The organism is Janthinobacterium sp. BCJ23 (assembly GCF_059617945.1).
This window is the reverse complement of sequence record NZ_JCAQAW010000006.1, coordinates 18312-42998: the sequence shown is the minus strand read 5'-3', so window position 1 is coordinate 42998 and position 24687 is coordinate 18312. Positions and strand designations below refer to the sequence as shown.

Below are 24687 nucleotides of genomic sequence, written 5' to 3'. Positions count from 1 at the left end.
CTACTTAATAGGAACCAACATTATTGTATTTAGATAGACTCGATTATCGTCAAGTATCTTCCATGTACTTTTAACTTTCAACGTCCCCTGCGGCCCTTCAAGAACACTTGGCAACCATAATCTATTTTCTGAATTCACTCCGTTCCCGGTATCAAGAAGGTGGTTAATTATTAAATTATTATTTCTATCATTGTCAATCAAACCTATTTTTTCAAGGCTGTTCCCCATATCGTTAGAGCGATCAAAATTTTTCTGCATTTTATTCAATGTATCTAAACGCGTAGCATTTTCAGGGTTTGCATCAAATATTTTTCTAGCGCCCTGTTTGTATTGATTCCATGCATTCAACTCTTCGCCGACGTCTGCCACTTTACCACGAGCGTAAATAGCAACTTTATCAGTAGGGACAATCGCATTTCCGTCAACCGCGACAGTGATATTTTTTCCATTTGGTGCTGTGATTTCCTCCATCTTCAAAGGACGAAATACAGCACTTTCCCCAGCAACGTCAACTATACGCGCTGTAGTACTCGCCTTTGCCGCCAAATCGGTAAAAACAGCAACGCCGCGAACAGCAGTACCAACTACCCCAAGTGCCGCCGTAAAAATTTCGACTTCTTTCGCGGTCTTACGCGCCACAGCTTCATTGTAAGCTTTGGTGCCCACATCCGGTATGGCATTAGCAATAGGGTCGCCATTGGTGCAGCTAACCGCCGGACATGGTACAGCCAGTGGAAAGTAAACCGCACCTTCGACGGTCATGGTTACGCGCTTTGTGCCCTCAGGAGCTGCGGGCAGGGATGAACCCGTTACATAGGTCCGGCCGGGCGTCAATATATAGGGGCTAGCGTTGCCACCAGTATTGGCAGTAATGTAGGTCATCAAGTCATTACTCGGCCGAGTCGGTGCTTTTTCAAGTAAAGTGACTTGATCCCCGGGAACAGATACCAAAGACATAGTATTGTCAGCCGCTAATGTCTCTTGTATCGTCTTTCCTGTCTTAATATCAACATTTTTAACGAAGGTTTCCCGTGTATCTTCGGCCACAATAATATTTCCGGCCTTGTCAAGTAGACCCGCGTAGCGCATGGCTGCCAATATTTCTTCTTCGGTATATTTTCCTTTACTTAACTCGGCTAAAGTCTTTGCCGCCTTGCGATCACCCGGATGCAACATACGGTTATTGACATCGGTATTAAATGCTGTCGCCGCACCAGCCCCTCCTCCGGCAGCAACGCCAATCGACGTGGCTGCCGCCGCACCCAAGGCCTGCTTGACGGGTTCAGGCAGATCCATACCGTCGATCATCTCACCAATCTTGGGCATGGCCGCAGCGCTGGCACCAGCACCAAGCGCACCACCCACGCCACCCGCAAGCGCACCAGCGGCCGTATGCGCGGCAACACGATACGCCCCGCCTTCCTCCCATTTTGCAGCCTCCGCCAGATCGCCCACATCCCTGGCATCTTTCATTTTCTTGTCTGCGTAATCCCCGATCTCCTTCGCGGCCATTGAACCGAACGCCGCTGTGATCGCCATCTGCGCCTGTGTTTCCTTCTCCAGCTTCTTGCCGTCCCACGCCTTGTTCAAGGCACCGCTGCTATCTTTCTCGCTGCTGACATCGCGGTTCAGTTCAGCAAGCATTTCCGTCGCCGTCTTGCCCGTCAGCGCTTGTTGCTTCTCTGCGTCCGTGATCAAGATAGTGCCGCCGCTGATGCCCGAACCCGTCGTGCTGCTCTGGCTGCCCGATACGCTACCGATACCGGCCGAGCCTCCCGGATTGGACTTCATCTTCGCTGCGTCCTTGCTTTCGGTCGTTTTGGCTGTGCTCTGATCGCCCATCTTGCCGCTAACGGATCCGCTCAAGCTGAACCCGCTAGCCGAATGCTCATCCTTGTTTTGCAGTTCGCTCGTCGTCAAGGTGCCCGTGATCAGCGAGTTCTTGCCATCTGTGACCGCTTTGCCGCTGCTGGCAATCACGCCAGCCTGCAGATCGGTGTTGCCAGTAACGTTGATCTGGAAGCCACCGTCGCCCGCCTTGATGCCGCTTTGTTCCGTAACGCTGGCAAAGTCACCTTTGGCCTTGCTCTTCGAGACACTGCCGCCGACACTGCTGGCGCCATAGCAGAACGGAGGAATACACAAGCTCATGTTGAAGCCCGCGCTGCTGCTCTTGCTGGCGTAGGTGCTTGTATCCTGCAAGCTGACAATGTTCAGGTTGCCGCCGATGGCGCCCTTGACCGTGTCTGCCGCCAAAATCGCGCCTTGCAAGGTCGTGTCGCCACCACTGATGATGGTCGCCGTCTTGCCTGCCGTCACATAGGTGTTGGTGTAGTAACTGTCCGTGCCATCGGCCTTGCCGCGTGCCTTGTTTGCGGCAATATCGAGGCTGAAACCGTTTTGCGTGCCGCCAAAGGTATAGCCGACGCCGATGCTGGAACCGCTGCTGCTGTTCTTGCTCGTTTGCGTCGCCGTGTTTTGCGCCGCAAGCAAGTTGATCTTGTCGTCGGCAAACAAAGTGAGATTGCCGCCAGCCCCGATCTTGCTGCCAGCCACTGTCAAATCACTGCCCGCCCCTGCCCCAGTCGCAACGATGCTGACATTACCGGCTGCATTGACCGCGCTGCCAACCACCGTGCTGCTACTCTGGTGCATCTCGCTTTCGCTCTTGCTGCTGCCCAGGCTGACGCTGATCTTGATGCCATTGCTGGTCAATCCCTTCGAAGCCAAGCCAGCCAGATCTGTGGCCTTCGATGCCAAAGTCACCGCAGCCAGGGCCTGCATGCGCGAGTCCTTCGTCTGTTCGGCTGCCTTCGCCAGACTGCCAATGCTTTTCACGGCGTCGACAATCGGCACGTTGACCGTGCCGCCAAGGGCCACCTTGCTGAAGGTCGTGTGCTGCTCGCTGGCATTGCTGTTGTACGCCTCCTTGATCAACACGTTCTTGCCCACGATGCTGATATCGCCAGGCAAGCCGCCATTCGCGCCCGCGCCGGTGGCCAGCACTTCGCTGGCCGTCTGCGTATACGTCTCGCCCGCGCGCAGCGACACATTGCCGCCCAGGCTGGCAATCTGGCTGCCCACTTGCGCCACGCCCGTGTTCTTGCCATCGCTGGTGGTCTTTACCGTACCAAAAGCTGGCTGGTTGATGCTGCCGATAAAGCCAGATTTCTTGCTAAAGCTGCTCGACGTCGTGTCTTTGTCATTCTCGGCACTGACGATGCTCAGGTTGCGCAAGGCGGTCAAGTCAATATTGCCATCGGCCACCACCGTACTGCCCTTGATGGCGACATCGCGTCCACCCACCATCGTCACACTGCCGCCACTGACGGCACTTCCCGCTTGGGTAACGGTGCGGCCATCGTCGGCCTGGCTGGTCAGCGACTTGCTCAGGCCAAAGGTGCCGCTCTTCTTGACTTGCTTGGAGTGAATCTCCTTGCCGTCCAGTCCGACGGACTCGATGCTGATATCGTTTTTCGCCATTAAATTGACGGCCTCGTGCGCAAGTACCGATGAACCCGCTACCTTCAGGTCATGCCCGGCGACGATATCGACTGTATTGCCCGTCAATGAAGTCCCCAGCGCCGTGCTGGTCTGTACGAGATCGCGCGTGGTCGTGGTTTTGCTGGAGAAAGTACCGCTTTTCTTGACCTTGCTTGCCACATCGAGGCTGTCGGTAGCTACACCACTGACCAGACTGATATCATTGCCCGCCACCAGACCCAGGGCTCCGCCCGCCTGCACATCCGCCGCACGCGCCAGTAAGTCGTTGCCCGCCTGCAAATTGACATTGCCGGCGCCCATGATCTGGCTGCCTACTTCGCCCGTCTTGCTCTGCTTGCTGTAATTGTCGGCGTTGCGCACTTCGTCGTGCGTGGAGACCACGGTGACGGTATTGAGGGTCAGGTTATTGCCAGCAATCAAGCTGGTCTGGCCGTTGGCGCCGGCATTGGCGATGACGCCAGCGGTGAGTGTCATATCCCTCCCCGCTTGAGCAATCAAGGTATTGCCTTCGCCCGTGCCGGTGACGTACAGGCCCGCCACCTTGTCGACGACCGTGCTGCTGTCACTGATGGTTTTTCTGTCCCGCAAACGTACGCTGGAATCGCTGGCAGTCGTTGTCACCAGATTGATGTCGCGGCCTGCGCTGGCCAGCAGCTGCGTTTCAGCGACGACGCCACTCGCGCGGATATTGATATCGTTTCCTGCTACCAATGCCAATTTGTCGCTTTGCACGTCGCTGACCATCTCCTTGGCAAAATCCGACCCCACGGCGTTCGTGGCTTTCGCGACGACCGAACCAACACTCAAGTCGCGCCCTGCCGAAATGCTCGTCGCTCCACCAGGCGCGGTATTGCTGACGATTGCGCCCGTGATGCTGACATCGCGGCCTGCAGAAACAATCATATTGCCGCTACCCGTTGCGCCGCCACTGACATAGAGGCCCGCCACGCGGTCGATAACGTGTCCGCCATCGAGCGTGCCAGTGGCAATATTGATGTCCCGTCCGGCGCTGGCCTGCAGCGTACTGTTCGCGGAAATAGTTCCGCTGATGTTGTTGAGGTCATTACGGGCGGCGATGGCAACGGCATCGCCATCGATGCGGCCACCGAGGTTGTTCACGTTCTCCGCATTGAGCAATACCACGTCGCGCCCGGCAATGGTGCCACTGTTGGTCAGGTCGCCGCTGATGTTGATATCGACATTTTTACCAGCCAACAAGGCACCGGTGCCATCGATGTCACCGGCGCGCAGGCGCACATACACTTGCGGCACCAGCGCCTTCTGCGTACTGCCATCGGCCAGCGTGACTTCACGCTCGACCAGCCAGACGATGTCGCTGGTCAATGCCGCCATCTGCTCCGGCGTCAATGCCACGCCGGGGCGCAAGCCATACTGCTGGGCATAGCTGACGCCAGCATCCATCAGGCCGCGGAATTGCTCCTCGTCGTTGCTATAGTCGCCTGTAAAACGGTGGCCCGTCAGGTCGGCGATCTGCTCGCGTACCAATTGCTGCTCGTAGAATCCATCACCCAGTCGCTTTTGCGTGACGGCGGGATCCAGTTGCGTTTTGCTGCTCATGTAGTCCGAACCCGTCCAGGTGCGGTACTCCGCAAAGCGAGGATCCGTTTCAACCAGATACTGGGCCGACGCTGAAGGGCTGATCTTGAACAGGCTGGCATTCGGCAGTTGCAAGGCTTTGGCTCCGGTCCTGACAACTTCCGCCTTGCCGTCCGGATTGGCCAGCGCCACTTGCCGGATCAGCGGCGAACGTGCCTGGCCCGCGCCAGGTCCTGCTGCGACCTTGCCAGCAGCGCCAGCCGCCGTACCGATGGCCGCTTGCTTGCCTGCCCCTACAGCCGCCTGCGTGGCGCCTGCCGCGCCATCGACACTGGACAGGGCATTACCCGCGACGGCGCCAGGCTGCGTCGCCAGACCGGCATTGCCAGTCCGATCACTGCCACTGAGTCCTTTAGCGCCAGCAACGCCGGCCGGGCCAGCTACCGCGCCCACAGCCAAGCCAGCCGTATCGACACCGCCCAAGCTTGGCGCCCCCGTCACTTTCACGTTGCTGCCAGCTACCGTCCCCACACTGCCAGCCTGACCCGCGCTGCCTGTGCGGTCGCTGCCGCCGGGTCCGCTGGCGCCCTGAACGCCTGCCGGTCCACCCTGGGCATCCACCCGCAGACTTCCGGTGCCGGCGATGGCGCCGGTATCGGCGTTGAGCATTGCATTCTGCCCTGCAACGGCACCAATCGTGCCTGCCTGGCCCGCATTGCCGGTGCGGTCGCTACCGCCAGGTCCGGAAACACCCTGGACACCCGCCGGTCCGCCTTGGGCATCCACCACCAGACTTCCGGTACCGGCAGTGGCGCCGTTGCCGGCATTGAGCATCGCATTCTGGCCCGCAACGGCACCGATCGTACCTGCCTGGCCCGCGTTGCCGGTCCGGTCGCTGCCATGCAAGCCTGCTGCGCCGTTTACACTGTTCGGGCCTCCCTGCGCCTGGAATGCCAATTGGCTCGGATCGCCTATGCCGCTGGCCGCCCCCTTGCCTGCCGCCGCGCCCCCCCCTGCCGCTGCCACGGCGGAAATGCTGCCGGCCTGGCCTGCCTGGCCAGCCCGGTCGCTGCCTTGCAAGCCGCCACTACCGCTGGCCACGCCCGCACTGGCCACATCGGTGCCGGTGCCGACGTTGGAGCGCAGGATAGAAGACATATGGATATCGGCGCTGCTGCCGTTGGCTGCGGACACCGTCTGGCCCGCCACCGAAGCGACCCCGCCCGTGCCGCCGATATTGCCCAGTTGGCTATCGCCTGGCCCACTGGCCGCGCCGGCGCTTGCCGCACCCTGGCCTGTACTGGCTGCCACGCCGGCAACGGAACCTGCCGTGTTACCTACCGTATTGAGCCAGACGCTGACATTGGCGGCGCCAGCACCGCTGCTTGCGCCGGCAGAGGAGACATTCGCGCGTGCCCCGACGCCGTTGGAGGGCGCGCCGCCCGAGGACGGCGTGTCCGGTCCGTTGATCGTTCTCGTATTGCCATAAGAGTATGAATGGTGATATACCTCCCAATTCGGAACATTCGCGGGCCTTGCCATGTCAAGATACTCGTACTCAGTCACCAAACCAGTTTCGATAATCAAGGTCTGATTACCCGTAGAGATATTTTCTTCGATGGCACCCTTGACTTTCAGCACCTGGCCCGCCACAAAGCGGCTGTTTTCATTGCGGATCTTATAGGCGTCCACCGTCAGATTGCCACCCGCGCTGATGACAGCAGGATCCGTTTCTGTCACCGTACTGGTACTGGTAGTACGCGTGATGGTGTATTTACGGAATTCGTAATTGCGGGCGGGGCCAGAGGGGCTCACCAGCCGCCGGTTACCATTGGTGTCCAGGACAGTCTTAATACCCGGTGCATTGGCAGAATAACGCGTGCCATCTTGTGTTACATACTCAGTGATATATTCCGTCTGACCCGTGGGAGAAAACTCCACCGCAAAGTGATTGTTCAACAAGGTAATTTCACCTGCCCTCAGCGCCAAATTGCCCATGGCCTGGATGGTGGCGCTGGCATTGGTCAGGCTGGCTACGGCGCCTGCGGCGTAGCGGTTACCATCAAGGCTGCCGCCGATCGCCATGTCGCCTGAGCTGAAGATCAGCGCATGCTCCCGGTTGTTGATGGTGGTGGCGCCGATATCGAGGCTGCCGCGCGACGCTATCGTTGCCGCCACGCCGCCCTCGACATCGTTGTTCAGCGTGCCCGCCCCGATACTGAGCGCAGTGCCGTAGATGCGCCCGCTGCCGAAATTGTTGAGCGTGCCCGCATCAATCTGCGTATTCACGCCATCGATCACGCCCCGGTTAGTCAGGGTCGCTCCTATATTTACCTTGGTGGTGCCAGCATTGATGTCGCCGCTGCTGGTGTTGTCGAGACCGTAGGCATTGAGGGCCAGCATCTGGCCGGCCTGCACCTTGCCCGCGTTGACAAGGCTGCCCCCCACGCTGAGACTGGCGTTACGGTTGGCGATCACCTGCGCGCCGGCCTCGATAATGTAATTGCCGCTCAGATCCAGGTTCAGATCGCCCCTGGACATCACGTTGCCACTACCGCTCAAGCCCGCCGCCTTTACCGCCGTCAATTCGCCGCCGATGATGGTGCCGCCGCCATTGTTGATGGCCAAGCTGCGGCTGCCTCCCTCGTCCTTGACGCTGACGGTATTGTTGGCGCTGATCAACCCGAATGTATTGTTCAAGCTGCCGTTGCTGCTGATGTTCAGATTATTATCTGCACGCAAACCGCCCTGGCTGTTATTGATCGTGCCGGCCGACAGGCTGACGTCACGGCCTTCGATTCCGTTCCCGGCCCCCTGCGTTGCCTGGTTGACGATGGCGCCAGCCCCCAACGTAACGGCGGCGCCACCACGGATCAGTCCGGACGTGTTGTCAATCGTACCGGCACCCGCCTGCAAGCCCAGGTTGCCGACCACTTGCACCTGGCCGCCCTGATTCGCCAGTCCGGCAATGGCCAGCTCCAGGCCGCCGTTGGAGACAATTTTTCCGCCCAGGTTATTGATGTAGCCGCTGCTGCCACTTACCTGCCCAGCAGCGCCCAGAAAGCCAGCCGCGTTATTCCAGGCGCCAGTCGCCAGCGCCAGCGTGCCGCCGCTGCTGATGCCGCCATTGCTGCCGGCATGGCTAGCCGCATACGCCGCGGCATCGCTGTTGTCGAGCGTCTGGCCATGGGTGTTGACGACGATCGCATTGCCTGCTTGCAGCAAACCGCCACGATTGCTCAGCTCCCCCGTTTGCAGATTCAGCACTTGCGTGGCGGCGATGGTTCCCTGGACATTATTCAAGGCTTGTCCCGCCGTATCGATGCTGACGTTGCGGCCCACGATGCTGCCCGCGGCGGCATAGCCAGAAGCCTGCGTATTGCCAAGGCTTGTGCTCTGCAAAACAATGTCCGCACCGGCCTGAATTTGCCCGCTGTCGTTGCGCAGCTGGCCCGTGGTCGCGCGCAGATTGCCCGTGACGCTGGCCAGTTTACCGCCCGTATTGTCGATACTGGCAGCCTGGATGCCGAGATTGCCATTGGCGGCCACCAGGCCGTCCTTATTGTCGAGCGCCTGGTTCAGCGTCAGCGCAAGGCTTCCGCCCATCGTCAGGCTGCCGCCGCGGTTCGACATACTGCCGGCCTGAAGCGTCGCGTCGCCTCCCGCTGCGATCTTGCCGCCGTTGTCATTATTTAATGAAGTACCGGCGCTCAGGTCCAAGGTGGCGCTGCCCGCCGCCTGCACCGTGCCGCCCTGATTGTTGATGACCTGCGCGCTGACGGTGGTATTGCCATTGCTGGCGATCAGGCCACCTTGATTGTCCAGAACTTGCGCGATGCGGATATTGCTGGCGCCCTGCCCCAGCTGTACCAACTCCCCCTGGCGGTTATCGAGGCTACCGCTGTCGATAGTCAACTGCCCCGCCTGCGTACTGGCCTTGCGAAGATCGATGCTGGTAGCGGTGATCTTCAGACTGCCATTGGCGGTGATCTGGCCGCCCTGACCGTTCAAGGCGCCGGCATTGATGGCCAGCTGGCCCAGGCCAGCGTGCTCGATCCGCCCACCGGCATTACCGAGCGTGGCGGCCCCCAGGGTGAGATTGGTGCTATTGACGGCAATCCGGCCATCGGTATTGTCAAGTGCGCCATTTGGCGCGCGCATGACGATGCTCGTATCGCCGCTGCCGCTCTGCACGATGCTACCCTTGTTATTGTTGAGGTTCGCCATCTGCACCACCAGTTGGCCAGCCACGATATCGCCACGGCTGTTATCCCACGTCTGGCCATTGCCCGCTTGCGCGTTCACATTCAGCGTACCTGCCGTGCCGACGTTCGCGCCGGCCGTGCTGACATTGCCCTGCGTCGCCGTCAGCGCGATGTTCGCCGCGCTGTTCACGCTGCCGGCAAGATCGACACCGCTACCCGTCATGCTCATATTGCCTGCGGCCAAGTTCTGCCCTGCCGCGCGTAATTGCTGCGTCGTCGTTACCAGCAGATTCCCGGTGCCTGCCAGCTTGCCATCCGCCTGCATGCCTGCCGCGAGCAGGCCTCCCGCCCCGCTGTCGAGGCTGGCGGCCGTAATGGTGGTATTGGCAAGCGCGGCAATCGTGCCGCTGTTGCGCACCACTCCGCTGACATTCAGCATCTGCGACGCGCCGTACATGCTGCCGGTATTGCTGACGTTGTCCGCATGCGTGACCAATTGTCCGCCGGCAAGGACGCTACCACCGTCATTGTCCAGGCCTTTCACTTGCAGCCGGGCATCGCCGGTAACTGCCTGCAAGGTACCTCGGGTATTGCTAACATCGCCTGCGGTCAAGACCAGCCCGGTAGCGCCAACCAATGTGCCGCCGCTGTTGTCGAGTCCCGCAGTGGCGGTTACATCCAACACGCCGCCAGAAAGCACGCGCCCGCTCTGATTGCGCAAGTCTGCCGTTTGCAACACCAGGCCGCCATTGCTTTCAATCCGGCCGCCGGCGTTGTCAAGACTGGCGCTAGCCGTAAGCGATGTGTTGCCTTTGCCCAGCTGCAACAGTTCGCCCTGGCGATTATCCAGCGTGGAGGTGATAAAACTCAGTTGCTGCGCCACAGTACTGGCGTTGCGATGGTCGACATAGGTGGCGCGCACGTCGAGCGCGCCGTTACCCGTAATCTGGCCGCGTTGCCCATACAGGTTAGCCACGCTGATGCCCAGGGTGCCGCTACCCGCGTGCTCGATCTTGCCATCCACGTTGGTCAAGGTTCCTGCCGTCAACTGGAGATTGCGGCTGTTGACCGCGATACGCCCGGCCGTATTGTCCAGCTGGCCCGCTCCAGCCAGGTTGATGGCGCTATCGCCACTTCCTGTCTGGATGATGCTGCCGCCGGTATTATTGAGGTTAGCCACCTTGACATCAAGCTGCCCGGCGCTTAACTGGCCACCTTGATTGAGCAGCGCCTGGCTATTCTGCGCGCTGGCCGTAATACTCAGCAAACCAGCCGTAGCGAGCACCGCCTTGGCGGTCGTGATGTTGCCGCTGCCAGCATTCAAGGTAATATTGCTGCCACTGGTCTGGCTACCTGCCAGGTCCAGCGATGCCCCACTGAGCGCAACAGTACCGGCCGCGATATTCTTGCCGCCTGCCTGCAGGACGCCATTGCTGCGAACAGTCAAGTCGCCCGCCTGTCCAAGCGCGCCGCTCGTCGTCAAGCCAGCCGCCAGCAAGCCGTTGCCGGACAAGCTGCCCGCCGTCACGCTGGTATTGCCCAGCGCGGCGATGGATCCGGTATTGGTCAGGCTGCCGCCTACGTCCAGAGACTGCTTGACGCCGGCATACAGCAGACCGCTGTTCAGCATGTCGCCAGTGACTGCCGTAGTCAGGTCGGTAGCGGCACTGAGTTCGCCAGCGGCGTTGATCAGACTCGCAGCCTTCACATCCAGGGCACCATGCACGGCTTGCACCACTCCGTGCGTATTATCCAGGGCCAAGGCATGCACCTGCACATTTTCCTTGCCAACAATCGTGCCTTCCTTGTTGTTCAACGCGCCCTGCGACGATACCGTGACATCGCCTTGCGCGGTAATATTACCCTTGGCATTGTCCAGACTACCCGTGTTAACTTGCAGCACACCGTTTGCTGCGATGGAACCGCTGCGATTGTCCAGCTCCTGCGCCACCTGCGCCGTGAGCGCCGTTGTCGACTGCAATTTGCCGCCCTGATTGCTCATCGCATCGGCCGCGATACGCAATTGCTGGGCCGAGGTGGTCGCCATGCTATGGTTGAACGTGCCGGCAACGATGTCAACCAGGCCATTGCCCGTAATCGTGCCACCGGCACCGTTGAAGGCTGGCGTCGTGATCGCCAATTTCCCCGTGCCCGCGTGCTCGATCTTGCCAGCGGCATTCGTGAGTGCGTTCGCTGCGAAGGTCAGATTGCTGCTATTGACGGCAATGCGGCCGCCAGTATTGTCCAGATTCCCCGTTTGAATGACGGTATCGCCCACACCGGTCTGTAACACAGTGCCTTTTGCGTTGTCCAGATTGCCTACGTGCAGGTCGAGCTGGCCCGCCTGCAAGCTGCCTTCCGTGTTGTGCAAAGTGGCGTTGGTCGTGATGTTCAATGTACCCGTTGTCGCGACGATCGCCTTGCTGGTCATGACATCACCCTGCGTTGCCGTCAGGCCGATGTTGCTGGCGCTGGTCTGGCTGCCGCTGATATCGAGCGTGGCGCCGCTCAGCTTGACACTGCCTGCGGCTAAATTTTGACCATGCGCACCCAACGCTTGCGTCGTGTTCACCGTCAGGTCACCAGCCATGCCCAGGCTGCCATCGGCCCGCATGCCGGCGCCAAGCAGGCTCGTTGCGCCGCTGTCGAGGGTTTTCGCCGTCAGGCTGTTGTTGCCTTGTGCCGCGATGACGCCCGTGTTGACGACGGCGCCGCTGGCATTCAGGGTCTGGTTGCCGGCCGCATACAGGCTGCCGGTGTTGTCTAGGCTAGCCAAGGTGGCATTCAGGTTGGCGCCGGCAAACACGTTGCCGGCCGTATTGTTGAATTTGCCGGCATTCAGCGTGGCATCCCCGGCCACTGCCTGCAACTGGCCCCTGGTATTGTCGATATCGCCGCCGGTCAATCCCAGATTGCGGCCTGCTGCCACCGTGCCTTCCGCGTTGTCCAGGCTGCCCAAGTTCAATGTGGAGTCCTGCGCCGCCACGATGCGGCCTGTGCTGTTCAGCAAAGTGTTTACCTTCACCAGCGCATCGCCGTTACCTTCGATCTTGCCGCCCGTATTGTCCAGCTGGCCGGTAGCCGCCACCGTCATCAGGCCGGTACCCGTCTGCGCCAGGCTGCCGCTGCGATTGTCCAGGCTGCCGGCGTTGATGGTCAGCTGATTGGCCACCGTTGTTGCATTGCGGTGGTCGAAGGTGGCTGCCGTAATGTCCAGCTTGCCATTGCCCGTGATCTTGCCGAACTGGTTGTTGAACTGGCCCGCGTTGATGGCCAAGATGCCGGTGCCCGCGTGTTCCAGCTTGCCATTGACGTTCGTCAAGACTGTCGCATTCAGGGCCAGGTTCGCGCTGTTGGCGGCGATGCGGCCCGCCGTGTTGTCGAGTTTTCCCGTGGTGATGACGGTGTCGCCGGTGCCCGTCTGCACGATCTCGCCGCTGGCGTTGTTCAGGTTGGCGAAGTTCAGCTGCAACTGGCCGCCCACCAGCTGGCCTTGGCTGTTCACCAGTGACTGGGCGTTATTCGCATTGGCCGTGATGCCCAGCACATTGCTGGCCGAGATGACGGCTTTGTTCGTCAGCACATCGCCGCTGCGCGCGGTAATGGCGATGTTGCTTGCCCCCGTCTGGCTGCCAGACAGGTCCACACTGGCACCCATCAGTGTGGCTGTACCTGCTGCCAGATTCTGGCCACTGGCCTGCAACACACCATCGGCATTGATGGTCAGATCGCCCGCCGTGCCCAGGCTGCCGTCCGCTTTTACGCCGGCGCCCAGCAGGCCGCTGCTGGTCACTTTGCCCGCAGTAATATGGGTGTTGCCAACGGAGGCGATGGAACCTGTGTTGTTCAGTAAGCCGCCGACCGTCAGTTGCTGGTTGCGGCCCGCGTACAGCAGGCCCGCGTTGTTCAGGTCTCCGCTCACTTTCGCCGTCAGGTCCGTGCCGGCGCTAACCGTGCCCTGCTGGTTCAGCAAGCTGGCCGCATCAATACGCAACATGTCCGCTTGCAACACGCCGCGCATGTTATCGATGTTCACGCCGCCCACATGCAAGTCAGCAGTCGCGGCAATTACGCCATCAGTATTGTTCAGCACCCCCTTGCTGATGATTTCAGCCGCCGCGGCGGAGGTGATGCGGCCCTTGCTGTTGTCCAGTACGCCCGCTTGCAGATTCAAGATGCCCGTACCCGCATGCTCAATCTTGCCGTCCTTGTTCGTGACGCTGACGGCATCGATGTTCAAGTTTGCGCTGTTGACGGCAATGCGGCCCGCTGTATTGTCCAGATTGCCGGTGACGATGCTCGTGTCGCCCGTGCCCGTCTGCAATACCGTACCCTTGGCGTTGTCGAGATTGCCTAAATGTAGATCCAGCTGGCCCGCCTGCACCGTGCCTTCCGTGTTGTGCAAGGTGGAGTTCGTCGTGATGTTGAGCGCGCCTGGCGTCGTGACCACCGCCTTGTTCGTGCTGACGTCACCCGTTGTTGCCGTCAGACCGATGTTCGCCGCGCTGGTCTGGCTGCCGCCGATATCGAGCGTGCCGCCAATCAGTTTGGCATTGCCTGCCGCCAGGTTTTGGCCATGCGCAGCCAGCGTTTGTGTAGTGCTGATCGTCAGGTCGCCAGCCGTGCCCAGCTTGCCATCAGCCTGCATGCCAGCACCGAGCAAGCTACTTGCGCTGCTGTCGAGCGTCTTTGCCGTGATGCTGGTGTTGCCCTGCGCCGCGATGACACCCGTGTTCACAATGGCGCCGCTGGCGGTCAAGGTCTGGTTGCCGGCCGCATACAGACTGCCCGTGTTGCTCAAGGTATCGAGTGCGGTGTTCAGGTTACCGCCGGCAAACACGTTGCCTGCGGTGTTGTTCAGGTTCGCCACATTTAAGGTGGCATTGCCGATCACGGCTTGCAATTGGCCTTTGGTATTGTCGATGTCGCCACCGGACAGTTGCAGATGACGTCCTGCCGCCACCGTGCCTTCCGTGTTGTCCAGGCGATTTACATTCAACGTGGCATCCTGCACCGCCACGATGCGGCCGGTGCTGTTCAGCAAGGTGGCTGCCTTCACCAGCGCATCACCATTGCCCTCGATCTTGCCATCCGTGTTGTCCAGCTGGCCGGTGGCGCTCACCGTCATCAGTCCGGCGCCCGTCTGTGCCAGGCTGCCGGCGCGGTTGTCCAGGCTGCTGGCGTTGATGGTCAGCTGATTGGCCACCGTCGTCGCATTGCGGTGATCCAGGGTGGTAGCTATCATATCCAGCTTGCCATTGCCCGTGATCTTGCCGAACTGGTTGTTAAACTGGCCCGCGTTGATGGCCAGCACACCGGCACCAGCGTGCTCCAGCTTGCCATTAACGTTCGTCAATATCGTGGCGTTCAGGGCAAGATTATTGCTGTTGACGGCGATGCGGCCGGCCGTGTTGTCCAGCTTGCCCGTGGTGATGACGGTGTCACCGACACCCGTCTGCACGATCTCGCCACTGGCGTTGTTCAGGTTGGCGACATTCAGCTGCAGCTGTCCTGCCACCAGCTGACCCTGGGTATTCACCAGCGACTGGGCGTTATTTGCATTCGCCGTGATGGCCAGCACGTTGCTGGCCGAGATGACGACTTTGTTCGTCAGCACATCGCCGCTGCCCGCGGTAATGGCGATGTTGCTTGCCCCCGTCTGGCTGCCAGACAGGTCCACACTGGCACCCGTCAACGTGGCTGTGCCCGCCGCCAGATTCTGGCCACTGGCCTGCAACACACCATCGGCATTGATGATCAGATCGCCAGCCGTCCCCAGGCTGCCGTCCGCTTTCACGCCGGCGCCCAGCAGGCCGCTGCTGGTCACTTTGCCAGCGGTAATCGTCGTGTTATTGACGGACGCGATGGAACCTGTGTTGTTCAGTAAGCCGCCCACTGTCAGCTGCTGGTTGCGGCCTGCGTACAGCAGGCCCGCGTTGTTCAGGTCTCTGCTCACTTTCGCCGTCAAGTCCGTGCCGGCGCTAACCGTGCCCTGCTGGTTCAGCAAGCTGGCCGTATCCAGACGCAAGGTGTCCGCCTGCAACACGCCGCGCGTATTGTCGACATGCACACCACCGACATGCAAGTCGGCAGTCGCGGCAATCACGCCATCGGTATTATTCAGTGTACTTTTGCTGACGATATCGGCCGCCGTGGCGGACGTGATGCGGCCCTTGCTGTTGTCCAGCGCATCTACTTGCAAATTCAAGATGCCCGTGCCCGCATGCTCGATCTTGCCATCCTGGTTCGTGGCCGTGACGGCATCGATGTTCAGGTCCTTGCTGTTGACGGCGATGCGTCCGGCCGTGTTGTCCAGACTGCCGGTCTGGATGACCGTATTACCCGTGCCCGTCTGCAAGACGACGCCTTTGGCGTTATCCAGGTTTGCCACGTGCAGGTCGAGCTGGCCTGCCTGCAATGTCCCTTCCGTATTATGCAAGGTGGCGTTGGTCGCCACACTCAACGTACCCGAGGTCGTCACAACCGCCTTGTTCGTACTGACGTCACCTTGGGTAGCCGTCAGGCCGATGTTTGCACCGCTGGCCTGGCTGCCGCTGATATCGAGCGTAGCGCCGGTCAGATTGGCATTGCCTGCGGCGAGAATCTGGCCATGGGCGGCGAGGTTCTGCTTAGTGCTGATCGTCAAGTCGCCAGACGTACCCAGCTTGCCATCGGCCTGGATGCCCGCACCGATCAAGCTGCTTGCGCTGCTATCGATACTATTGGCCTTGATGCTATTGTTGCCTTGCGCCGCAATCACGCCCGTGTTCACGATGACGCCGCTGGCATTCAAGGTCTGGTTGCCGGCCGCATACAGGCTGCCCGTATTGCTCAAGGTATCGAGCGTGCTGCTCAGGTTAGCGCCAGCAAACACGCTACCTGCCGCATTGTTCAGGTTCGCCATATTCAAAGTGGCATTGCCCGCCACGGCTTGCAACTGGCCCTTGCTATTGTCGATGTCGCCACCACTCAATGCCAAGTGACGCCCTGCCGCTACGGTCCCTTCCGTGTTGTCCAAGGTACCGACGTTCAACTCGGCATCCTGCGCCGCCACGATGCGTCCCGTGTTGTTCAGCAAGGAGTTAGCTTTTATCAGCGCATCGCCGTTGCCTTCGATCTTGCCGCCCGTGTTGTCGAGCTGGCCCGTAGTGCTCACCGTCATCGGTCCGGTACCCGTCTGGGCCAGGCTGCCGCTGCGATTGTCCAGGCTGGCTGCGTTGATGGTCAGCTGATTTGCCACCGTCGTCGCATTGCGGTGATCCAGCGTCGCAGCAGTGATGTCGAGCTTGCCATTGCCCGTGATCTTGCCGAACTGGTTGTTGAACTGGCCCGCGTTGATAGCCAGCACGCCGACTCCGGCGTGCTCCAGCTTGCCATTGACGTTCGTCAACACCGTCGCATTCAGGGCCAGGTTAGCGCTGTTGACGGCGATGCGGCCCGCCGTGTTGTCGAGTTTGCCCGTGGTGATGACGGTGTCGCCCGTGCCCGTCTGCACGATCTCGCCGCTGGCGTTGTTTAGGTTGGACACGTTCAGTTGCAACTGACCGGCTACCAGCTGACCCTGGGTATTCACCAGCGACTGGGCGTTATTTGCATTGGCCGTGATGGCCAGCACGTTGCTGGCCGAGATGACGGCTTTGTTCGTCAGCACATCGCCGCTGTGCGCGGTGATGGCGATGTTGCTTGCCCCCGTCTGGCTGCCAGACAGGTCCACATTGGCGCCCGTCAGCGTGGCTGTGCCCGCCGCCAGATTCTGGCCACTGGCCTGCAAGACACCATCGGCATTGATGGTCAGATCGCCCGCCGTCCCCAGGCTGCCGTCCGCTTTCACGCCGGCGCCCAGCAGACCGCTGCTGGTCACTTTGCCAGCGGTAATATGGGTGTTGCCAACGGAGGCGATGGAACCTGTGTTGTTCAGCAAGCCACCGACCGTCAGTTGCTGGTTGCGGCCCGCGTACAGCAGGCCCGCGTTGTTCAGGTCTCTGCTCACTTTCGCCGTCAGGTCCGTGCCGGCGCTAACCGTGCCCTGCTGGTTCAGCAAGCTGGCCGTATCCAGACGCAAGGTGTCCGCCTGCAATATGCCGCGCGTGTTGTCGATATGCACGCCGCCAACTTGCAGGTCTTTTGTGGCCGCCATCACGCCATCGGTATTGTTCAGCGCCCCCTTGCTGGCAATATCCGCCGAGGCAGCGGACGTGATGCGGCCCTTGCGGTTGTCCAGCACGCCTGCTTGCAGATTCAAGATGCCCGTACCCGCATGCTCGATCTTGCCATCCTGGTTCGTGACGGTGACGGCATCGATGTTCAAGTTCTTGCTGTTGACGGCGATGCGTCCGGCCGTGTTGTCCAGATTGCCGGTAACGATGGTCGTGTCGCCCGTGCCCGTTTGCAGCACGGTGCCTTTGGCGTTGTCCAGGGTTGCCACGTGCAGGTCGAGCTGGCCTGCCTGCAATGTCCCTTCCGTATTATGCAAGGTGGCGTTGCTCGCCACACTCAACGTACCCGAGGTCGTCACGACCGCCTTGTTCGTACTGACGTCACCTTGGGTGGCCGTCAGGCCGATGTTGGCACCGCTGGCCTGGCTGCCGCTGATATCGAGTGCGGCGCCGGTAAGATTGGCATTGCCTGCCGCCAGAACCTGGCCATGCGCGGCCAGCGCTTGCGCGGTATTAATCGTCAATTCACCCGACGTGCCCAGCTTGCCATCGGCCTGGATGCCGGCGCCGATCAAACTGCTTGCGCTGCCGTCAAGGCTATTGGCCGTGACGCTGTTATTGCCCTGCGCTGCAATCACGCCAGTATTCGTAACAGCACCTTTCGCGGTAAGCGATTGGTTCCCGGCCGCATACAGACTGCCGGTGTTGTTCAGGGTATCGAGCGTGGTGTTCAGATTCGCGCCAGCAAAGACGCTGCCTGCCGCATTGTTCAGGTGCGCCACATTCAAGGTGGCGTTGCCCGCCACAGCTTGCAGCTGGCCCTTGGTATTGTCGATATCGCCACCGGAAAGGTTCAGGTGACGGCCCGCCGCCACCGTCCCTTCCGTGTTGTCCAAGCTACCGACGTTCAACTCGGCATCCTGCGCCGCCACAATGCGGCCCGTGTTGTTCAGCAAGGTTGCGGCTTTGACCAGTGCATCGCCATTGCCTTCGATCTTGCCGCCCGTGTTGTCGAGCTGGCCAGTGATGCTCACCGTCATCAGTCCGCTACCCGTCTGGGCCAGGCTACCGGCACGGTTGTCAAGGCTGCCGGCGTTGATGGTCAGCTGATTCGCCACCGTCATCGCATTGCGATGATCGAGAGTGGTTGCCGTGATATCGACCTTGCCATTGCCCGTGATCTTGCCGGACTGGTTGTTGAACTGGCCCGCGTTGATGGCCAGCACACCGGCACCAGCATGTTCCAGCTTGCCATTGATGTTCGTCAAGACCGTCGCGTTCAGGGCAAGATTATTGCTGTTGGCGGCGATGCGGCCTGCCGTGTTATCCAGCTTGCCCGTGGTGATAACGGTGTCGCCCGTGCCCGTCTGCACGATCTCGCCGCTGGCGTTGTTCAGCTTGGCTACGTTCAGCTGCAGCTGTCCTGCCACCAGCTGACCCTGGGTATTCACCAGTGACTGGCCGTTGTTTGCATTGGCCGTGATGGCCAGCACGTTGCTGGCCGAGATGACGGCTTTATTCGTCAGCACATCGCCGCTGCGCGCGGTGATGGCGATGTTGCTTGCCCCCGTCTGGCTGCCCGACAGGTCCACATTGGCCCCCGTCAGCGTGGCTGTGCCCGCCGCCAGATTCTGGCCACTGGCCTGCAATACGCCATCGGCATTGATGGTCAGATCGCCCGCCGTGCCCAGACTGCCGTCGGCCTTCACACCGGCGCCCAGCAGACCGCTGCTGGTCACTTTGCCAGCGGTAATCGTCGTGTTATTGACGGAAGCGATGGAACCTGTGTTGTTGAGCAAGCCGCCCACCGTCAGCTGCTGGTTGCGGCCCGCATACAGCAGGCCAGCATTGTTCAACGTATCACTGATGCGCGCCGTCAGGTCCGTGCCGGCGCTGAGCGTGCCCTGCTGGTTCAGCAAAGTTGCCGCATCAATGCGCAACATGTCCGCCTGCAACACGCCGCGCGTGTTGTCCAGCGCAGTACTACCCACCTGCAGGCCAGTAGTCGCGGCGATCACGCCATCGGTATTATTCAGCCCATCTTTGCTGACGACAGAAGCAGCTGCCGCCGAGGTGATACGGCCCTTGCTGTTGTCCACCACGCCAGCCTGCACCGACAAAATGCCCGTACCCGCATGTTCGATCTTGCCATCGCGGTTCGTCAGCATGGCCGCATCGATGTTCAAGTCTTTGCTGTTGACGGCGATGCGCCCAGCCGTATTGTCCAGATTGCCGGTGACAATGTTCGTGTCACCCGTGCCCGTCTGCAAGATGGTACCTTTTGCGTTGTCCAGATTGGCCACATGCAAGTCGAGCTGGCCTGCCTGCAAGGTACCGTCCGTGTTGTGCAACGCGGCGCTGCTCGTCACATTCAATGTGCCTGGCGTCGTCACCACCGCCTTGTTTGTGCCGACGTCACCCTGGGTTGCCGTCAGGCCGATGTTGGCCGCGCTGGTCTGGCTACCGCCGATATCGATGCTGGCACCTGTCAGATTGGCGCTGCCCGCCGCCAGGTTTTGGCCATGCGCGGCCAACGTTTGTGTTGTGCTGATCGTCAGGTCACCAATTGTGCCCAGCTTGCCATCAGCTTGCATGCCGGCACCGATCAGGCTGCTCGCGCTGCTGTCGAGCATCTTTGCCGTGATGCTGTTGTTGCCCTGTGCGGCGATCACGCCCGTGTTGACGATGGCGCCACTGGCGGTCAAGGTCTGGTTGCCGGCAGCATACAAGCTGCCCGTGTTGGTCAGGCTAGCCAGTGTCGCGTTCAGGTTTGCTCCGGCAAACACACTGCCCGCCGCATTGTTCAGATTCGCCACATTCAAGATGGCGTTGCCCGCCACGGCCTGCAGCTGACCCTTGGTATTATCGATATCGCCACCGGAAAGGTTCAGGTGACGGCCCGCCGCCACCGTACCTTCCGTGTTGTCCAGGTTGCCAAACTGTAGTTCGGCATCCTGCGCCGCCACGACGCGGCCCGTGTTGTTCAGCAAGGAGTTAGCTTTTATCAGCGCATTGCCATTGCCTTCGATCTTGCCGCCCGTGTTGTCCAGCTGGCCGGTAGCGCTCACCGTCATCAGTCCGGTACCCGTCTGGGCCAGGCTGCCGCTGCGGTTGTCCAGGCTGGCTGCGTTGATGGTCAGCTGATTTGCCACCGTCGTCGCATTGCGATGATCCAGCGTCGCAGCAGTGATGTCGAGCTTGCCATTGCCCGTGATCTTGCCGAACTGGTTGTTGAACTGGCCCGCGTTGATAGCCAGGATGCCGGCACCAGCATGTTCCAGCTTGCCATTGATGTTCGTTAACACCGTGGCGTTCAGGGCAAGATTATTGCTGTTGACGGCGATACGGCCGGCCGTGTTGTCCAGCTTGCCCGTGGTGATGACGGTATCGCTGCTACCCGTCTGCACGATTTCGCCGCTGGCATTGTTCAGGTTGGCGACATTCAGCTGCAGCTGTCCTGCCACCAGCTGACCCTGGGTATTCACCAGCGACTGGGCGTTATTTGCATTGGCCGTGATGGCCAGCACATTGCTCGCCGAGATGACGGCTTTATTCGTCAGCACATCGCCGCTGCGCGCGGTAATGGCGATGTTGCTTGCCCCCGTCTGGCTGCCAGACAGGTCCACACTGGCACCCATCAGTGTGGCTGTACCTGCTGCCAGATTCTGGCCACTGGCCTGCAACACACCATCGGCATTGATGGTCAGATCGCCCGCCGTGCCCAAGCTGCCGTCCGCTTTCACGCCGGCGCCCAGCAGACCGCTGCTAGTCACTTTGCCAGCGGTAATCGTCGCGTTGTTGACGGAAGCGATAGAACCAGTGTTGTTGAGCAAGCCGCCCACCGTCAGCTGCTGGTTGCGGCCCGCATACAGCAGGCCAGCATTGTTCAACGTATCACTGATGCGCGCCGTCAGGTCCGTGCCGGCGCTGAGCGTGCCCTGCTGGTTCAGCAAAGTTGCCGCATCAATGCGCAACATGTCCGCCTGCAACACGCCGCGCGTGTTGTCGATATGCACGCCGCCAACTTGCAGGTCTTTTGTGGCCGCCATCACGCCATCGGTATTGTTCAGCGCCCCCTTGCTGGCAATATCCGCCGAGGCAGCGGATGTAATGCGGCCCTTGCTGTTGTCCAGCACGCCGGCCTGCACTTGCAGGCCGCCATTGCTGGCGATGTTGCCACGCGTATTGTCCAGGGTCTGCGCCACGTCCACGCGCATCTGTCCCGGTCCCGTCTGCTGCAGGGTGCCGTCGCTATTGTCCAGCTGGCCGGCCTGCACTGTTACGTTCTGCCCGGAGGTGATGGCATGGCGGTGATCGATCGTTTCCGCCTGGATATCAACTAAACCATTGCCCGTCACCTTGCCGCGTTCGTCATCGAAGCGCGCCGCCTCAATACTCAGGCGGCCCGTGCCCGCATGTTCGATGCTGCCGTCACGGTTAAGCACCGTGTCGGCATGCAGTCCCAGCTTGGCGCTGTTGACGGCGATGCGTCCGCCCGTGTTGTCCAGGGTGCTGCCTTGCAGGGTGGTGTCGCCGTTGCCCGTCTGAATCAGGGTGCCGCTGCGGTTGTCGAGCGATCCCGTTTGGATATCCAACTGGCCCGCGCTCAAGGTGCCGCGCACGTTCGACAGAGCTTGTCCGCTGCCGGCCGCCGTCACGGACAGCAGGCCGGTGGTCGTCACCAGCGCGTTATCGGTGACGACATTGCCTGCAGTAGCGTTCAAGGTAATCGCCGCGCCGCCCGTCTGGCTGCCGCTCAGGTCGATGGCGGCAGCATGCAGGCTGGTCTTGCCGGCGGCCAGATTCTGGCCATGGGCCGCGATCGCTTGCGTGGCCGTCAGCTGCAACTGGCCGCCGCCGGCCAAGTTGCCGTCGGCGCGGACCCCGGCGCCCAGCAAGCTGCCGGTAGTGCTGTCGATGCGGCTGGCGTCGATGCGGTTGTCGCCCTGCGCAGCGATCACGCCGCTGTTGCTGACGGCGCCACTCACCTGCAGCGTCTGATTGCCAGCCGCATACACATTGCCGCTGTTGAGTACTTCGCCGGCCTGGGTATTCAGGTTGCCACCGGCAAACACGCTGCCGGCCGTATTGTTCAGTTTTGCGACCGTCAAGGCCGCATCGCCCGCCAGCGCCTGTATCTGGCCGCGCGTATTGTCGACGTCGCCACTATCGAGGCGCAGCTTGCCGCCCGCCGCCAGGGTCGCCTCCGTATTGTCCAGCGCGCCTGTCGACAGTGCCAGGTCGCCGCTGGCCACGATGCGGCCCTTCTGGTTTTGCACGCCGGCCGCCTGTACCGTCATCGTGCCATTGCTTTCCAGTGCACCGCCGCGGTTGTCCAGCCCGCCACGCACCTGCACGCCGGTCACGCCCTGGCCGCTCTGCGCCAGGCTGCCGCCCCGGTTGTCCAGGGTGCCGGCGTTGATGCTGAGCTGCCCCGCCACCGTGCGCGCATCGCGGTGGTCAACCTGCTCTCCCGTCAGCGCCATGGCGCCGTTACTGATGATGCTGCCGCGCTGCAAGTTGATTTGGCCCGCGCCGATCTCCAGCGCACCCGTGCCCGCATGCTGGATCGTTCCGTCCTGGTTGCTCAGGCTGCTTGCCTGCAGGCGCAAGGCCTGGCTATTCGTGGCGATGACGCCGCGCGTGTTGTCCAGGCTCCCCGGCAATTGAAGTGAAAGATCGCCCGTGCCCAGTTGCGTGATCTGGCCGCCCACGTTCGACAAGTCGTGCGCATTCAGCCCCAACTGCTGGCCCGTCAGCTGCGCTGCATCGCTGCGCACGGTGCGTGCCGCGTCCAGCTGCAGGCGTTCGCGGGCACTGACCTGGGCGCGGCTGGCGTCGAGGTCGCCGGCGCTGGCGCCCAGGCTGACGTTCGCGCCCGAAACCTGCGCCCCAGCAAGGTCCAGCTGGCGCGCCGCCAGGCTGCTGTCGCCGCCCGCCACGGCCGTGCCGTGCACGGCAATGGTGTCGCCAGCGGAAACGTTCAGCTTGCCGCTGACGGTCAATGTATTGTCCAGATTCAAGCCGGCCGCCAGCACCGAGCCAGCCGTGGCATCGATGCGCGATCCGGCGCCCGTGGCTTGCACGCCGACATTGTTCTGCGCGCCGATCACGCCGCTGTTCGCAATATTGCCCTGCGCCTGCACCTGGCTGTCGCCGCCCGCATACACGGTACCGCTGTTGGCCACGTCGCCCGTGACGGCGATGCTGGTCTGGCTGCCGCTGCCGGCGGACTGGATGTTGCCGCTGTTGCTCAGCCAGCCGTTCGATTGCAGCACTAGGTTGCCCGCCGTCGCCGCCAGCACGCCCGCGTTGCGTACGCCCAGGCCCGCTTCCGTGCCGATCAAGGTAATCTTGCCCGCATACATGCCGCCCAGCTGCGCCACGTCCAGCGCGTAGGCTGGTGCAGGACCTACGCCAGACGCTGCGCCCGCCACGCCATGCGCCGCATCGATCTGATTCGTTCCTGTCACCACTTTCAGTTCCTGCGCCCAGATACCGCCATTGATTTGCGCGGCGCGCGCCAGGATGGCCGTATAGTCGCTCAGCGACGTATCGAGGCCGCGACCATTGATCGTGACCACGCCGCGCTGCACCATGTAGCCGTCCAGGCTGCCATCGTTGAGGATCGGCGTACCTGTCGTCAGCACGACCCGGCTGGCATTGATAAAACCGCCGCCATCGATGGCCACGCCGGCCGGGTTGGCGATGACGACCTCTGCCCGCTGGCCCGCCACTTCCACATAGCCGCGCAACTGGCTCGGGTTGGCCGAGTTGACCTCGTTGAGGATGACGCGCGCACTGCCGCCCGCCAGCCATGGATTGCCCTGCACCCAGCCGCCCGTCTGCGTCTGCACATTGCCGCGGCTGTTGTTGAGGATGGCGCCATTTGCCGTCACGTCGAACTGGCTGTAGGTATTGCGCGACACCCCTGCTGCGCTCGGCGTCTGGATATTGACCTGGGTCACGCCATTGGCGCTTTGCACCACCGTTGGACGCTGGCGGCCCGGCGCGTTCGGGTCGGCCACAATCTGCCCCATGGCCGGACCGGCTACAAAGGCCACCATGCCCAGCGCGCCAAATATCGCCAAGGCCAGCGGCCGCAAGCGTCCGTTGATCCCTCCACCGCCATCGCCCTCAAATACGCCGCTATCCAGGCCGCCTTCGCCCTTGGCCGCCTTGCCTTGCGACGAAGCATTTTCGGCGACGACCATCAGTTGGCCACGGCGTTTATTGAAGATGATGCGGTACAGGTTCTTGTTCAT

1 protein-coding gene is annotated in these 24687 nt (G+C 61.3%); it reads right to left on the bottom strand.

Features of this window, described 5'->3' with window-relative positions; genetic code table 11:
- Positions 1-24687 carry a filamentous hemagglutinin N-terminal domain-containing protein gene (locus AC54AG_RS19025; protein WP_496631286.1) on the bottom strand — a complete coding sequence of 8229 codons (24687 nt, stop codon included), beginning with the start codon at positions 24685-24687 and terminating at the stop codon, positions 1-3.